Origin of the sequence: Pantoea sp. Morm (assembly GCF_016643525.1) — a bacterium.
Classification (GTDB): Bacteria; Pseudomonadota; Gammaproteobacteria; order Enterobacterales; family Enterobacteriaceae; genus Pantoea; species Pantoea dispersa.
The window spans coordinates 1-13,750 of sequence record NZ_VOQX01000032.1; the positions used below are offsets into that span (position 1 = coordinate 1).

Annotated in this window: 18 protein-coding genes; 4 read left to right on the forward strand and 14 right to left on the reverse strand. The window is 56.7% G+C overall.

Annotated elements, in window-relative coordinates:
• The 9 genes from FT726_RS12905 to rluE all read right to left on the reverse strand — a co-directional run.
• On the reverse strand, positions 1-109 hold a 109-nt coding region (locus FT726_RS12905), incomplete at its 3' end, for a hypothetical protein (protein ID WP_346302913.1).
• A 240-nt stretch (positions 110-349) separates the two neighbouring features.
• On the reverse strand, positions 350-1,471 hold the full coding sequence (locus tag FT726_RS12910) for a cupin domain-containing protein (RefSeq protein ID WP_058776487.1): 1,122 nt from the start codon (positions 1,469-1,471) through the stop codon (positions 350-352).
• Positions 1,472-1,528: 57 nt separating this feature from the next.
• Entirely contained in the window at positions 1,529-2,989 is a 1,461-nt protein-coding gene (gene phoQ / locus FT726_RS12915; RefSeq protein WP_021506378.1) for a two-component system sensor histidine kinase PhoQ, read from the reverse strand.
• A gap of 3 nt (positions 2,990-2,992) precedes the next feature.
• Complete coding sequence (gene phoP, locus FT726_RS12920; protein ID WP_010617222.1) at positions 2,993-3,661, reverse strand: two-component system response regulator PhoP; 669 nt, start codon at positions 3,659-3,661, stop codon at positions 2,993-2,995.
• A gap of 173 nt (positions 3,662-3,834) precedes the next feature.
• Positions 3,835-5,205 carry an adenylosuccinate lyase gene (gene purB, locus FT726_RS12925; RefSeq protein WP_058757605.1) on the reverse strand — a complete coding sequence of 457 codons (1,371 nt, stop codon included), beginning with the start codon at positions 5,203-5,205 and terminating at the stop codon, positions 3,835-3,837.
• Between the two features lie 44 nt (positions 5,206-5,249).
• Positions 5,250-5,891, reverse strand: coding sequence for a high frequency lysogenization protein HflD (hflD, locus tag FT726_RS12930; RefSeq protein WP_021506376.1), 642 nt, complete (start codon positions 5,889-5,891; stop codon positions 5,250-5,252).
• Between the two features lie 34 nt (positions 5,892-5,925).
• Complete coding sequence (gene mnmA, locus FT726_RS12935; RefSeq protein ID WP_021506375.1) at positions 5,926-7,038, reverse strand: tRNA 2-thiouridine(34) synthase MnmA; 1,113 nt, start codon at positions 7,036-7,038, stop codon at positions 5,926-5,928.
• Between the two features lie 41 nt (positions 7,039-7,079).
• Entirely contained in the window at positions 7,080-7,553 is a 474-nt protein-coding gene (locus FT726_RS12940) for an NUDIX domain-containing protein (RefSeq protein WP_031279253.1), read from the reverse strand.
• 44 nt (positions 7,554-7,597) lie between these two features.
• A complete protein-coding gene (rluE, locus tag FT726_RS12945) occupies positions 7,598-8,266 on the reverse strand; it encodes a 23S rRNA pseudouridine(2457) synthase RluE (RefSeq protein ID WP_072208614.1) in 669 nt (222 codons plus the stop codon).
• A gap of 101 nt (positions 8,267-8,367) precedes the next feature.
• Between rluE and icd the strand changes: the two genes are divergently transcribed.
• Entirely contained in the window at positions 8,368-9,618 is a 1,251-nt protein-coding gene (gene icd / locus FT726_RS12950; protein ID WP_010617214.1) for an NADP-dependent isocitrate dehydrogenase, read from the forward strand.
• A gap of 121 nt (positions 9,619-9,739) precedes the next feature.
• Here icd and FT726_RS12955 read toward each other — a convergent pair whose 3' ends face one another.
• From FT726_RS12955 to FT726_RS12965, 3 genes are all read right to left on the reverse strand, one after another.
• Positions 9,740-10,996 carry a mechanosensitive ion channel family protein gene (locus tag FT726_RS12955; RefSeq protein ID WP_021506372.1) on the reverse strand — a complete coding sequence of 419 codons (1,257 nt, stop codon included), beginning with the start codon at positions 10,994-10,996 and terminating at the stop codon, positions 9,740-9,742.
• Between the two features lie 84 nt (positions 10,997-11,080).
• A complete protein-coding gene (locus tag FT726_RS12960) occupies positions 11,081-11,473 on the reverse strand; it encodes a type II toxin-antitoxin system HicB family antitoxin (protein ID WP_022548759.1) in 393 nt (130 codons plus the stop codon).
• A gap of 39 nt (positions 11,474-11,512) precedes the next feature.
• Positions 11,513-11,695 carry a type II toxin-antitoxin system HicA family toxin gene (locus tag FT726_RS12965; protein ID WP_132462912.1) on the reverse strand — a complete coding sequence of 61 codons (183 nt, stop codon included), beginning with the start codon at positions 11,693-11,695 and terminating at the stop codon, positions 11,513-11,515.
• 268 nt (positions 11,696-11,963) lie between these two features.
• Between FT726_RS12965 and FT726_RS12970 the strand changes: the two genes are divergently transcribed.
• Both FT726_RS12970 and FT726_RS12975 read left to right on the forward strand, forming a co-directional pair.
• Positions 11,964-12,161, forward strand: coding sequence for a DUF6404 family protein (locus tag FT726_RS12970; RefSeq protein ID WP_021506369.1), 198 nt, complete (start codon positions 11,964-11,966; stop codon positions 12,159-12,161).
• Positions 12,162-12,261: 100 nt separating this feature from the next.
• Complete coding sequence (locus FT726_RS12975; RefSeq protein ID WP_282995697.1) at positions 12,262-12,459, forward strand: hypothetical protein; 198 nt, start codon at positions 12,262-12,264, stop codon at positions 12,457-12,459.
• 34 nt (positions 12,460-12,493) lie between these two features.
• Here FT726_RS12975 and FT726_RS12980 read toward each other — a convergent pair whose 3' ends face one another.
• Positions 12,494-12,742 carry a DUF883 family protein gene (locus FT726_RS12980; protein ID WP_021506368.1) on the reverse strand — a complete coding sequence of 83 codons (249 nt, stop codon included), beginning with the start codon at positions 12,740-12,742 and terminating at the stop codon, positions 12,494-12,496.
• A 180-nt stretch (positions 12,743-12,922) separates the two neighbouring features.
• Between FT726_RS12980 and FT726_RS12985 the strand changes: the two genes are divergently transcribed.
• On the forward strand, positions 12,923-13,129 hold the full coding sequence (locus tag FT726_RS12985; RefSeq protein ID WP_021506367.1) for a DUF2767 family protein: 207 nt from the start codon (positions 12,923-12,925) through the stop codon (positions 13,127-13,129).
• Positions 13,130-13,153: 24 nt separating this feature from the next.
• Here the strand turns inward: FT726_RS12985 and FT726_RS12990 are convergent, their stop codons facing one another.
• Entirely contained in the window at positions 13,154-13,702 is a 549-nt protein-coding gene (locus FT726_RS12990) for a hypothetical protein (protein ID WP_058769856.1), read from the reverse strand.
• Positions 13,703-13,750 lie beyond the last annotated feature (48 nt).

Sequence of the window (13,750 nt, forward strand, 5' to 3'; positions counted from 1 at the left end):
AGCGGCGGCACAGCTCGCGGATGTTCGCCCCGTCTTGCGAGGCGAACAGAACAAACTCAGTACGTAATGACATGGTATCTCTCGCATCCCAGGGCATAAGCGACTCCATAAACGGGTTCTTATGCCTAAGTTGTAAGTGTCTACCATGTCCCCGAACAAGTGTTCACGATGTCCCCGGACTGTACACCCGCTCGCGGGAGAGGGAACCGATCAAGCGGGTATCAGGCTTTGTTTATTGCCTTAATCACTGCTTTACCCATCTTGTCGCAAGGCGAGCACGGTTTTCTCCCTCTCCCGCGGGCGGGAGAGGGCCGGGGTGAGGGAAACGGGCGCAGAGAGCCTGCCAGACTCAATCAGCAAAAAACCAGTACCCGCTGTTCACCAGTGCCGCCAGCTGAGCCAGCAGCGAAGGGTCATCCAGCGCATCGCCGAAATCTTCCAGCGTCAATACGTGTTTGTGTGCCAGCGCAGCCAGTACCGACGGATGCGCGCACTCAACGCGCTCACCGTTGACGTACACCGCGTCGCCCAGCGTCAGCACGCGCAGGCCGCCGAGGCGCGTCAGCGCATCACCCTGCTGCAGCGCGTCATAAATCTCATCCGGCTGATACGGCGGTTCCGGCGGTGCCACATCCAGCTCGTGACGCGACTGGGAAATAAATTCGCCAAACCACTGGTTAAACTGCTCCGGCTGATTAATCACATCCAGCATTACCTTGCGGATCCCTTCTACTTCCGACGGCAGAATCTGCGATGGGCAGTCACGCGCTGGCACATCCGGATCGCTGAAGCGGTAGCTGCCCAGCTCATGCGCCAGCATGTAGTCAGCAAAGCCGCTGATCAGCTCGCGTCCGTTAGGTGCGCGGAAGCCGACTGAATAGTTGAGCGCGTTCTCCAGCGAATAGCCTTCGTGTGGGAAACCCGGGGGAATATAGAGGATGTCGCCCGGTTCCAGCTCTTCATCGATGATGGCGTCGAACGGTTCAACCTGCAGCAGATCCGGATGCGGGCAGTGCTGTTTCATCGGCACTTTTTCGCCCACGCGCCAGCGACGGCGGCCAGTGCCCTGAATAATAAACACGTCGTATTGATCAAAGTGCGGGCCTACGCCGCCGCCGGGCACAGCGAAGGAGATCATCAGGTCGTCGATACGCCAGTCGGGCAGAAAGCGGAACGGGCGCATCAGCGCAGCAGAAGGTTCATGCCAGTGGTTCACCGCCTGTACCAGCAGCGACCAGTTGCTTTCACCCAGGTGATCGTAGCTTTCAAACGGACCATGGCTGACCTGCCACTTGCCGTTGTTGTGGCTGACGAGGCGGCTGTCCACCTCGTTTTCCATTGCCAGACCGGCCAGCTCATCCGGAGAAATCGGATCAATGAAGTTTTTGAAACCCCGTTTCAGCACCACCGGGCGTTTTTGCCAGTAGCGCTGAATAAAGTCGGGCCAGTTGATGTCGAGCTGATAGTCCATGCGAGGATTCCGGTTAGGGCCATAATTGCTGCCAAGTATAACAGCCCGCGTCCGGTTCTACTCGCGGTGATGTTCAACTTCCTGCCGCTGAAAAATCACCTCCATGCGGGCGCCGCCGAGCGGGCTGGTCGTGGCGATTACCTGACCGGCATACTGCTCGAGAATATCGCGCACTACCGCCAGTCCCAGTCCCTGACCGGGACGCAGCGTATCGGCACGCTGGCCGCGCACAAAGATCAGATCGCGCTTGCTTTCGGGAATGCCGGGGCCGTCGTCATCAATGAACAGATGCAGCGCGTTTTCCGTCTGGCGCGCGCTGACCTCAATAAATTCGAGGCAGTATTTGCAGGCGTTATCCAGCACGTTGCCCAGCACTTCCATAAAGTCATTTTGATCGCCGATAAAGGTCAGCTCCGGCGAAATATCCAGCGTGATCTCAACGCCCTTGCGCTGATACACCTTATTGAGCGCGGAACACAGGCTATCCAGCAGGGCCGAGACCGAATGCAGATCGCGCTGCAGCGGGTTGTGATCCGCCTGCATACTGGCGCGATGCAGGTAGTAGCCAATCTGCTGCGAGATGCGGCTGATCTGTTCGAGCATGACCGGCTCAGCCTGTTCGATGGTCAGCTCTTTGCCACCGCGCAGCGAGCGCAGCGTGCTTTGCAGCACCGCCAGCGGCGTTTTCAGGCTGTGCGTCAAATCCGACAGCGTGGTGCGATAGCGCGTGTAGCGCTGCCGTTCGTTGGTGAGCAACAGATTGAGGTTGCGCACCAGGCTGCGCAGTTCCTGCGGCGGGTTGTCGTCGAGATTTTCCCGGTGACCGGTTTCCAGCTCGCGCACCTGCGAAGTCAGGTGGCCAATCGGACGCAGGCTCCAGTGTGCCGCCAGCCACAGCAGCGGAATCACCAGCAGCAGATTGGCCGCCAGCACATAGCTAAACCACGACCACACCACGTCTGAGTGCTGCAGCTCCTGCGGGATCGAGTCCACCACTACAATGGTCAGCGCCGGCAAATTGGTGGTCGCGTCGTAGCGGTTCACTGCCACCGAGTGGGTGAAGGTGTCGTTGCTGTCACTGTCCAGCGCGTGCAGCCGCTGCTGTGCCTGCGGATTGTTACCCATCGCCGCCATACTGGTGCGATTGCTGGTATCGATCTCGTAAAAGTCTGGCTTCATCAGCCAGTCGCGGCGAATGTTTTTGCGGATTTCCGGCACGTCGCGCTGCTGCCACAGCAGCTTACCGCGCTCGTCATAGATGAACACCAGCGTCGGGAAATTGAGCGTCATGCGTTCCGGCTGGGCGATGGTGAGCTTGTTGTCTTTCCACTGCGCGAGGGTAAAGAACAGATTGCTCTCGCCGCGCATCACGCGATAGGTATTTTTATCAAAGCTGACGACGTAGCCAATGACCGCCACCATGCCATACGACAGCGACAAAAACAGCACGATCGCCGCCGTCGCCAGCAGAAAACGCGCGCGTAAAGAGAAAGGGCGCTGACGGCGGAGCAGCTTCATAAATCAGAGATCAAAGCGGTATCCCTGGCCACGCACGGTGTTGATCACTTCGGTCGGGTGCAGCGCGAGAATTTTTTTACGCAGCCGGCCCATCAGTACATCAATGGTGTGGCTTTCGCGCAGTTCCGCATCGGGATACAGCTGCAGCATCAGCGAGTCTTTGCTGACCACTTTACCGGCATTGCGGATCAGCGTTTCAACAATGGTGTACTCAAAAGCGGTCAGCTTGACCGGCGCGTCGTTCACCGTAAGTTCGCGGCGCGACAGGTCAACCTGGAACGGCGGCATGGAGATAATTTGCGAGGCGTGTCCGCTGTTGCGGCGCATCAGCGCCTGTAAGCGGGCGGCGACCTCTTCAATGTGGAACGGCTTGGTCACGTAGTCATCGGCACCGGCTTCCAGCGCTTCAACTTTCGCCTGCCAGCCTTCGCGCGCGGTCAGCACCAGAATCGGCTGACGAATGGCATCGCCACGCCAGCGGCGAATCAGCGACATGCCGTCTTCGTCGGGCAGGCCGAGATCGACCAGCGCGATATCGGGAATGTGTTCCTGCAGGAAATAGTCGGCTTCTTTGGCGTCTTCGGCGGCATCCACCTGATGACCCATGTCACGTAACTGGACTGCGAGGTGATGGCGCAGCAGGGCATTATCTTCCACAACCAGAACACGCATAGAATTTCCTTACCTTCAACTCAGTGATGATGGCGAAAAGTATACGCTACGCCAGCTAAACCGCAGATTAACACTCCGCTGTGATGCACTAGCAGGGGAACCTCAGCCACCACGTGACGTGCATGACTGAGGTAACACCAACTTGCCATAGCCTGAGTTTTCAGAGCAAGGAATTACTTCAGGTCGTCAACCATCTGAATCGCGCGGCCGAGATAGTTGGCTGGCGTCATCTGCTTCAGGCGCACTTTCTCTGCTTCCGGCAGCTCCAGGCTGTCGATAAACGCCTGCATACCGGCTGCGTCCACGCGCTTGCCGCGCGTCAGCTCTTTCAGCTTCTCGTACGGCTTTTCAATGCCGTAGCGGCGCATCACGGTCTGGATCGGCTCAGCCAGGACTTCCCAGTTGTGATCCAGCTCATCCAGCAGGCGATCGCGGTTCACTTCCAGCTTGGAGATACCTTTCAGCGTGGCCTGATAGGCGATCAAGGCATAGCCGACGCCGACGCCGAGGTTACGCAGCACGGTAGAATCGGTCAGATCGCGCTGCCAGCGTGATACCGGCAGTTTGCTGGCCAGGTGCTGCATCACCGCATTGGCCAGCCCCAGATTTCCTTCGGAGTTTTCGAAGTCGATAGGGTTAACCTTGTGCGGCATGGTTGAAGAGCCAATTTCGCCAGCAATGGTTTTCTGTTTGAAATGGTTCAGGGCGATGTAGCCCCAGATGTCGCGGTCAAAATCAATCAGGATGGTATTGAAGCGCGCGATGCAGTCAAACAGCTCGGCGATGTAGTCATGCGGCTCGATCTGCGTGGTGTACGGGTTCCAGCTGATGCCCAGCGAGGTCACAAACTGCTCGCTCAGCTGATGCCAGTCCACTTCCGGATACGCGGCGATGTGCGCATTGTAGTTGCCCACCGCGCCGTTGATTTTGCCCAGCACTTCCACCTTGCTCAGCTGACGCAGCTGGCGTTCCATGCGGTAGGCCACGTTGGCCATCTCTTTGCCCATGGTGGAGGGCGTTGCCGGCTGACCGTGGGTGCGCGACAGCAGCGGAATGTCGCGGTACTCCTGCGCCAGGCCCTTCACGGCGGTGATGATCTGGTTCCAGAACGGCACGATCACGTCGCGGCGTGCGGTTTCCAGCATCAGCGCGTGTGACAGGTTATTGATATCTTCGGAGGTGCAGGCGAAATGGATAAACTCAGACACCGCGTGCAGCGCCGGCACGTTCGCTACTTTCTCTTTCAGAAAGTACTCGACGGCTTTCACGTCATGGTTGGTGGTGCGCTCAATGGTTTTGATGCGCGCCGCATCTTCTTCGCTGAAACCGGCGACAATTGCATCAAGGAAAGCGTTTGCGTCGTCATCAAATGCAGGAACTTCCTTGATCTCTGCGGTCGCGGCCAGTTTCTGTAACCAGCGAACTTCAACCTCAACGCGGAATTTCAGCAAACCGAACTCGCTGAAAATCGCACGCAGCGGGCTGACTTTATCGCCGTAACGACCATCGACAGGTGAGACGGCGGTCAGAGAGGATAATTCCATCAGTGCAACTCCTGAATCGTTAACAATATAGGGCAGGGCGGCGCTTAATACGCCGGACCCAGCCGGGATAAAAGGGTTTTCGCTTCGCGCAGCAGACGCTGGCGCGCAAACATCAGCTGCAGACGACCGCCGCCGACCTGCTGCCACAGCACCGCCGCGCGGATACCGGCCAGCAGCGCAGCGCGAACTTTGCTCTGCACCTGCGAATTCTGCAGCACCTGCGGTGAGCCGGTCACCTGAATGCGCGGGCCGAGCGGGCTAATCACATCGACGTAAATGCCGGCCATAGCGCTGGTGATGGTGTCTGATTCCAGTTCGTAATGCGCCAGCTGACGATCAAGCTGGCCGATGCGCTGCGCCAGGGTGTTTAGCGCGGTTTTGTTACCGTGCAGTTTACGCTCCAGCACCATCAGGCTCAGGGTATAACGCGTCAGGTCGGCGCTGGCACCCTGCCGGCTGCCGCTGTTCAGCACCGCCATCAGCGCTTCCAGCCCGGGGCGCAGGTTGGCTTCATCATTGCCAAACACCGCCAGCGTTGAACCTGGGTTCAAATCCAGCAGGCTGCGCAGCGACACCTGCAGCGCCGCGTTGTTGCAGTGCCCCTGGTGTGCCAGCTGCTGCACCAGATGGGCTGCCTGGCAAACGCCGGCCAGCGCCAGCGTTATCTCATAATAGTTTTTAGCCACGCTTCACTCCTGTAGACGCGTCGGCAGTGCCGACTCAGGCCTCTGTCAGCGGCAGGCGCTGTTCAATAATACCGCCACCAAGGCACACGTCACCGAGGTAAAATACCGCGGACTGGCCCGGGGTGACGGCCGCGACCGGCTCATCGAAACGCACTTCAATGCGATCGTCGCCGTGCGGAATGATCTCGCAGGGAATGTCGCTCTGACGATAGCGGGTTTTCACCGTGCAGCGTAGCGCAGCGGTCACTGGCTGGCGATCGACCCAGTGCAACTGCTGTGCTATCAGGCCCACCGACATCAGGCGCGGATGATCGCCGCCCTGTGCCACAATCAGCGTATTGCGCGCGACATCTTTGTCGACCACATACCACGGATCGTCATTGCTCTCTTTGCGTCCGCCGATGCCCAGCCCTTTACGCTGACCCAGGGTGTGATACATCAGCCCCTGGTGTTCACCGACCACTTCACCGTCAACGGTTTCGATGACGCCCGGCTGTGCCGGCAGGTAACGACCCAGGAAGTCGCGGAATTTACGCTCGCCGATAAAGCAAATACCGGTGGAGTCTTTTTTCTTCGCCGTAATCAGATCGAGCTGTTCGGCGATGCGGCGCACCTCAGGCTTCTCCAGTTCGCCGACCGGGAACAGGCTCTGTGCAATCTGCTGGTGGCTGAGCGTGTAGAGGAAATAGCTCTGATCTTTGTTGCCGTCGAGACCGCGCAGCAGCTGGCTGGTGCCATTGACATCGGCACGGCGCACATAGTGGCCGGTGGCAATGTAGTCTGCGCCGAGATCGTCTGCAGCGAATTCGAGAAACGCTTTGAACTTGATCTCTTTGTTACACAGAATATCCGGGTTCGGCGTGCGTCCGGCCTTGTACTCTTCCAGAAAGTGCTCGAACACGTTGTCCCAGTACTCAGCGGCGAAATTGATTTTGTGCAGTTTGATGCCGAGCTTGTCACACACGGCCTGTGCGTCAGCCAGATCGTCAGCGGCGGTGCAATACTCCTCGCCATCGTCTTCCTCCCAGTTCTTCATGAACAGGCCTTCAACCTGATAGCCCTGCTGCTGCAGTAACCAGGCGGAAACGGAAGAATCGACGCCGCCGGACATCCCGACGATCACTTTTTTCTGGCTGTTGTCAGACATGACGCACTCTTGATTACGATAAAAACAGGCGGCGCATTCTATCACGCGGAAGCGTTGTGCGCACCCTCATGAAACGGCCACTGATACGGGGCTATCAGCTGCAGCGGATAGCGGGCCCCCTGCTGCCACAGCCGCACGCTTTCGGCCACCAGCGGCGAACGCAGCGTCTCTGCGCTGAGAATCTGCGCGGGCGACAGCCACCAGCAGCAGTCAATATCGCTGTCGTGTGGCGTGGTGGTCACGGTGGCAGGCAGATCGAGGCCAAACAGAAAACGCACAAAAGGTGTATGGTCCGGGGCGATCCACTGCTGCACGCCGAGAAAATAGTCGGGCTGCGCGCTGATGCCGGTCTCTTCGTACAGCTCACGTTGCGCGGCTTCCAGCAGCGTTTCATCGGCCTCAAGATGACCGGCCGGCTGATTCCAGGTAACGCGGCCGTCGACGCGCTCTTCTACCACCAGTAATTTGCCCTGCGCGTGCACCATACAGGCGACGGTTACATGAGGTTTAAACATCGTTCCTCCCAAATAGTTAACCTGACGTTATCGAAATGTATAAACTACGTCCGGTCGCTGATGTCGCGCCATTCGCCCGGTGCCAAATCCTGCAGCTGGTAATCACCCATGGCAAAACGGATCAGGCGTAACGTTGGAAAGCCAATGTGCGCCGTCATCCTTCGGACCTGGCGATTGCGCCCTTCATACAGCGTGATTTTCAGCCAGCAGGTGGGGATAGCTTTGCGCTCGCGAATCGGCGGGGTGCGCGGCCACAGCCACGCGGGTTCAGGCACCACTTCTGCGCCCGCCGGCAACGTTGGACCATCGTTAAGGGTGATGCCACTGCGCAGGCGGGATAAATCTGATTCCTGCGGCACGCCTTCCACCTGAACGTAATAGATTTTGCCGGTGCGCTTGCCCGGCTGCGTCAGCTGCGCCTGCAGTGCGCCATCGTTGGTCAGAATCATTAACCCTTCGCTGTCGCGGTCGAGACGGCCTGCGGCATACACCTCGCTCACCGGCACAAAATCTTTCAGCGTGCGGCGGCCAGCCTCATCGCTGAACTGCGGCAGAACATCGAAAGGTTTGTTAAAGAGTATGACGCGACGCGGACCTTTTGGCCGCGTGTCACGCCGCGCAGGCTGGCGCGCCGGGGCAGCAGGGCGCTTATGCTGGTGAATTCGTTGAGAAGTTTTTCGCATGGGCTTTGCAGTTGGTAACAATCGGCGCATTATAGCGCGAAACTGCGGTGATTGGCGTGGCGGAAATATTCAAGTAGTATTGACGCGCATCTTACAAATCATTAACAAAAAATCGCTCGAAGGAGAGGTTAATGGAAAGCAAAGTAGTTGTTCCGGCGGAAGGTCAAAAAATCACCCTGGATCAGGGCAAACTGAATGTCCCGAATAACCCGATCATCCCCTACATTGAAGGTGACGGTATTGGGGTTGACGTTTCCCCGGTGATGCTGAAAGTGGTTGATGCCGCTGTGAAGAAAGCCTACAACGGCGAGCGAAAAATTTCCTGGATGGAAATTTACACCGGCGAAAAATCCGTCGAACTCTATGGCCAGGATGTCTGGCTGCCGCAGGAAACCCTCGATTTAATCAAAGAGTACCGCGTGGCCATTAAAGGCCCACTGACTACCCCGGTAGGTGGCGGTATTCGTTCCCTGAACGTGGCACTGCGCCAGGAACTGGACCTGTACGTGTGTCTGCGTCCGGTACGTTACTACAAAGGTACGCCAAGCCCGGTTAAACGTCCTGAAGATACCGACATGGTGATCTTCCGCGAAAACTCCGAAGATATCTATGCTGGTATCGAGTGGAAAGCCGGTACGCCGGAAGCGGACAAAGTGATCAAATTCCTGCGTGAAGAGATGGGCGTGAAGAAAATTCGCTTCCCGCAGCAGTGTGGTATTGGCGTGAAGCCGTGTTCAGAAGAGGGCACGAAACGTCTGGTGCGTGCCGCGGTTGAATACACCATCACCAATGACCGTGATTCCCTGACGCTGGTGCACAAAGGCAACATTATGAAGTTCACCGAAGGCTCTTTCAAAGACTGGGGCTACCAGCTGGTGAAAGAAGAGTTCGGCGGCGAGCTGATCGATGGCGGTCCGTGGATGAAGTTCAAAAACCCGAACACCGGTAAAGAGATCATCGTTAAAGATGTGATCGCTGACGCCTTCCTGCAGCAGATCCTGCTGCGTCCAGCCGAGTATGACGTTATCGCCTGTATGAACCTGAACGGTGACTACATTTCTGATGCCCTGGCGGCACAGGTAGGCGGTATTGGTATCGCACCGGGCGCCAACATCGGTGACGAGTGCGCACTGTTCGAAGCTACCCACGGTACGGCACCGAAGTATGCGGGCCAGGATAAAGTGAACCCAGGTTCCGTGATCCTGTCTGCAGAGATGATGCTGCGTCACCTGGAGTGGTTCGAAGCGGCTGACCTGATTGTTAAAGGCATGGAAGGCGCAATCGCTGCCAAAACCGTGACCTACGACTTTGAGCGTCTGATGGACGGCGCTAAGCTGCTGAAATGTTCTGAGTTTGGTGACGCGATCATCGCGAACATGTAATTTGCCCTGAGCAAATGCAACATGAAAGGGAGCCGCAGGGCTCCCTTTTTTTATGCTGGCAGCGGGAAGGACTTCTGTCACCGCCGGTTTGCCATGCATGACGACCGTGCGATGCGTGGCTTTATTCCGCCGGAGGCTGTAACTGACCGATCTGGCTATCGCGCGCCTGCGACAAACGCCAGAAATCATTGCCGGCCGGATGCTGGTAAATCCGCAGCGAAAACTGACCGACAATGGCGTAGATGAATTCAAATATCGCCGACTGGGAATTCTCGTAATCAACCCACAGTACCGAGGAGGTAAAGCAATAAACCTCTACCGGCAATCCCTCGGGAGAGGGTTTCATCGCGCGCACCACGATATACATATCTTTTTTAATATCGTCGCGCTGCGCCAGCCAGGCGGTGAGATAGTGACGGAACACCGTGAGATTGGTAATGCCGTTTTCCGCAAACCAACGGTCACCGACCACGCTGCTATCGCGGCCATCCATCAGGATTGAAAGCTGCTCACTGACGCCGCGAATCTGGCTCATCTGCTGCACCATTTGCTGATCGAGAAAGCGAATCGAGGTCTGGTCGAGATGAAAGCTGCGCATGATACGCCGTGCGCCGGAGGAGAACATCGCCTGCCAGTTGGTGTAGGTTTCGGTCAGGAAATTTTTGGTCGGGATCCGCGACAGCGTATTGTCCCAGTTGCGGATGGTAATGGTATGCAGAGCGATATCAATCACTTCACCGCTGATGCCGTTATCCGGCATTTCAATCCAGTCGCCAAGCTGCAGCACATCGTTCGATGACACCTGAATATTGGCCACCAGCGACAGCAGGGTGTGCTGAAACACTAACATCAATACCGCCGCGACCGCACCCAGACTGGAGATGATAATCACCGGCGATTTGTTCGACATGATAGCCAGAATCATGATGGCGGAAATGATGTGCACCAGAATCTTACCGATCTGGATATAACCTTTTATCGAGTGGTTCTTGCGCTTCGACTTACGCGAATAGGAGTTATTAACGATCTCCAGCACTTCGTTAAAGAACAGCGACAGATATACAAAAAACAGAATGCCGCAGATGGTTTTCACCGCGATCAGCAGATGCTCGGGCAGGTCCGGCATAAACTGCAGCAGGTAATAGACGGTGATCACCGGAATAAAATTCGACAGCTTTTCTGAGAGCCGGACGTCTTTATCCAGCGGCACCTGGTTTTTATGCGTGCTAAAGAACACGCGGCGCACCACTTTTACCACAAAGAACTTGCAGATCAGATGGGTGACCATGCCGGCAACCAGTAACAGCAGCAGGCTGAAGGTGGCGGAGAGCACCGTATTGCCTTCAATAAACGTTTGTATGTCGCGTAAGTAATTCATTTTAACCATATGCCGGCCGGTTGAGGCGGGAATTCAAACATAAAGCGGCCACGGACGATAAGCGACGCGTGCGCAATAGTGTTGCTACGAGACCAGCGCTTTGCGTGCCGCCTCGGCAAGAAAATGGCTGCGGCTGCTGTAGCGCGCGTTATTACTGACCATCTTATCGATCTTCTCAATCAGCAGATGCGGCATAGTGATATTGATGCGCTCGGATTTGCCCAGATAGCGGGTGACATCAATATCAACGTAGATCCACACGCCGGGCTGGCTAAATTCCTGCTGCCAGTGCTGCGCCGGCTCCGGAATCAACAAGCCTTTCTCCGCCATCAGTTCAAAGTGGGCATGCAGCGCAGATTGCGCATCCTGCAGCGTTTGCTCGGGCGTATCACCGGCAAAATAACAGCCGGTGACATCCGGGAAATAACCACTGGCCGAGCCGTCAGCGTCAATCTCTACCAAAGCGGGAAACAGCATCATGTCACCTCTGAGCAAGCGGAATAAAACCAGCATGGATCAATCCAGCCTGGCGTCTTTCAGAATCTGCATCAGCGTGCCTGTCTTCATATCCTTCTGCGGATGCGGCACGGTGATCAGATGAGCAAAATCCGGATGTGAGAACTGATGATGACTGCCGCGTATGCGCTCCAGCTTCCAGCCATTCTTTTGCAGCACTTTAATCAGCGTCGCGCTCTTCATCGGACTTCCTGTAGGTGAAATTATACACACAATACACACTGATGCAAGGCGATCTATGTCATCATATCGGCGTGGCATGGCCAAACTAACCGGGACGGCCGAGACAGGCACCCGTTGATGCTGCGTTCTGCGTGCTGTTTTCCACGGCTTTTTCCCGCTGCGATAGCGGTTTGCGTAAAACTTTGAAACAGTTAACATCCCGGTACCGGCGCGCGTGCCATTTGCTGGCTGAACCGCTATCTTCTGCCTTCATCAATCCGGAGGTGCTATGCAAGGTGTGATCAAGTTTGTAAAAGGCTGGCTGATTTTTTCCCTGCTGTGGGGCATTTTTATGTGGTTTGTATCCTGGCAGGCACAGGGCAAAACGCCGGGCATGATGATTGTCATGAGCCTGTATGCCGGTTTGATTTATCAGGCATTAATGACCATGGTGGCGCGTTACAAAGCGCGGCGCGCACAGGCCTGATTATTCACAACTGCCGACATAGCTTTGCGTCGCGCTGACGCTAATTTGCATGACATCCGGCAAGCTGAGCGCTCACTAATCAGCGTGTAAGGCGGGCAGGATGGGAAGAACGTTACTGACGGGATGGTTTTTATTGCTGCTATCACTGGCGGCCAGTGCGCAATTACCGGTAGGGCCTGTGGTGATAGCGGGACAGCATGGGCGCCACCTGTCCGGGCACAGCAGTACGGCAGATGTCGCCGAGACGCCGGATGAACATATTCAGGAACGACGGGACGGCGTGCCGCAGCGGCATTGAGTATCGGGGCCGCACGGGCCCCGATCGCCGGGGATTATTTACGGCCCAGCAGGAAGCCAACAATCACGCCGATGCTGGCGGCAACGGCCAGCCCGGTCGCCGGGTTGTCGCGTACCGATCTCACCACGCAGTCTGCTGCATCCTGCACCGCATAACTGGCCTGCGCCGGATAGCGTCGCGCGGCACCGCGTGCCTGATGGCGGCGTGAACCGGTGAACTCGCCAAATTTTTCCTGTACGGCACCCGCCGCTTCATTCAATTTTGCTTCCGCTTTATCGGTCATATTAACTCCCTGAGAGTGGTGAATGTCTCTTTCAGCGTAGACAGAGAAGTGCAGACCAGCAACCTGGTGGCTTTTCAGGATGTAACAGTGGTTTGCAGGAATCGGCATTGCTGTCCATACCTGGTAAGGACCACGTTAAGCTGCACCAACCTCACGCAGCGCTCACTGAACGGAGGAGAAATGAAACGCGATATCCTGAATGAAGACGATTACGATGAAGTTTGCCGGGTGATTGGCGATGCGGTAATTGTCCTTTCCGAGTGCGGTCATGAAACCAGACGGGAGGAGATTGCCCGTTTGCTGCAGCGTACGCGCCACGATCGCGCCCACGACGAACGCGATGAACAGCGTATGCTCGAGCACGCGATTCGTCTGGTACGGCCGTAAGCGCAGGGCGTCACGCGGAAGCCCTCACTGCTGGCCGCGATACGCCGGGTACCAGCTCACCAGGAAGTGGCGCAGATGATCAAAACACCATTCGGCATCGTCTGCCTGCTGGCAGTAATAGCGAATGGTGACCTTCTCATAGCGGCGATGGCGCTGCTGCAGCGGCGACCAGCTCCAGTCCAGCACCGCGCGCGCATAGTTGACCAGCGCGTCGCGCGGCATGCTGTGCTGCTGCTCCTGGCGGCGCAGATACATCTCAAAGAACTGATCGAGGCTCTGTGTCTCTTCGCTGCTACAGTCCAGCGTGGGGCGGAACGCCACATCGAGAAAGCCGCACACGCCGTCTGCGCGCTGCTGCCAGTCACAGGCCAGCGTCATAAACAGGCCATCCTGCAGATTGACCTCTTCCAGCAGACGACGCAAATTTTCAGAATGTTTACCGGCGGCGATCTCATCAATGCGATCGGTTTCCAGCGTCAGGTCAAAACCGCACGGGTTGACCGAGCCATCCGCGTCTCGGGTGGCCGGAAAGGGGAAATCAATATAACCGTTATTGTCCAGACTCTTTTCCATAATGCAGGCCCGCAGCATGACAAACGCTGACAATAAACTATCTGCGCG

Coding starts and splice junctions, on each gene's coding strand:
- FT726_RS12990 (WP_058769856.1), bottom strand. CDS start 13,702: ATGGAAAAGAGTCTGGACAATAACGGTTATATTGATTTCCCCTTTCCG.
- FT726_RS12910 (WP_058776487.1), bottom strand. CDS start 1,471: ATGGACTATCAGCTCGACATCAACTGGCCCGACTTTATTCAGCGCTAC.
- purB (WP_058757605.1), bottom strand. CDS start 5,205: ATGGAATTATCCTCTCTGACCGCCGTCTCACCTGTCGATGGTCGTTAC.
- rluE (WP_072208614.1), bottom strand. CDS start 8,266: ATGCGCCGATTGTTACCAACTGCAAAGCCCATGCGAAAAACTTCTCAA.
- mnmA (WP_021506375.1), bottom strand. CDS start 7,038: ATGTCTGACAACAGCCAGAAAAAAGTGATCGTCGGGATGTCCGGCGGC.
- FT726_RS12955 (WP_021506372.1), bottom strand. CDS start 10,996: ATGAATTACTTACGCGACATACAAACGTTTATTGAAGGCAATACGGTG.
- FT726_RS12975 (WP_282995697.1), top strand. CDS start 12,262: ATGGGAAGAACGTTACTGACGGGATGGTTTTTATTGCTGCTATCACTG.
- FT726_RS12985 (WP_021506367.1), top strand. CDS start 12,923: ATGAAACGCGATATCCTGAATGAAGACGATTACGATGAAGTTTGCCGG.
- phoQ (WP_021506378.1), bottom strand. CDS start 2,989: ATGAAGCTGCTCCGCCGTCAGCGCCCTTTCTCTTTACGCGCGCGTTTT.
- phoP (WP_010617222.1), bottom strand. CDS start 3,661: ATGCGTGTTCTGGTTGTGGAAGATAATGCCCTGCTGCGCCATCACCTC.
- FT726_RS12970 (WP_021506369.1), top strand. CDS start 11,964: ATGCAAGGTGTGATCAAGTTTGTAAAAGGCTGGCTGATTTTTTCCCTG.
- FT726_RS12980 (WP_021506368.1), bottom strand. CDS start 12,742: ATGACCGATAAAGCGGAAGCAAAATTGAATGAAGCGGCGGGTGCCGTA.
- FT726_RS12940 (WP_031279253.1), bottom strand. CDS start 7,553: ATGTTTAAACCTCATGTAACCGTCGCCTGTATGGTGCACGCGCAGGGC.
- FT726_RS12965 (WP_132462912.1), bottom strand. CDS start 11,695: ATGAAGAGCGCGACGCTGATTAAAGTGCTGCAAAAGAATGGCTGGAAG.
- icd (WP_010617214.1), top strand. CDS start 8,368: ATGGAAAGCAAAGTAGTTGTTCCGGCGGAAGGTCAAAAAATCACCCTG.
- FT726_RS12960 (WP_022548759.1), bottom strand. CDS start 11,473: ATGCTGTTTCCCGCTTTGGTAGAGATTGACGCTGACGGCTCGGCCAGT.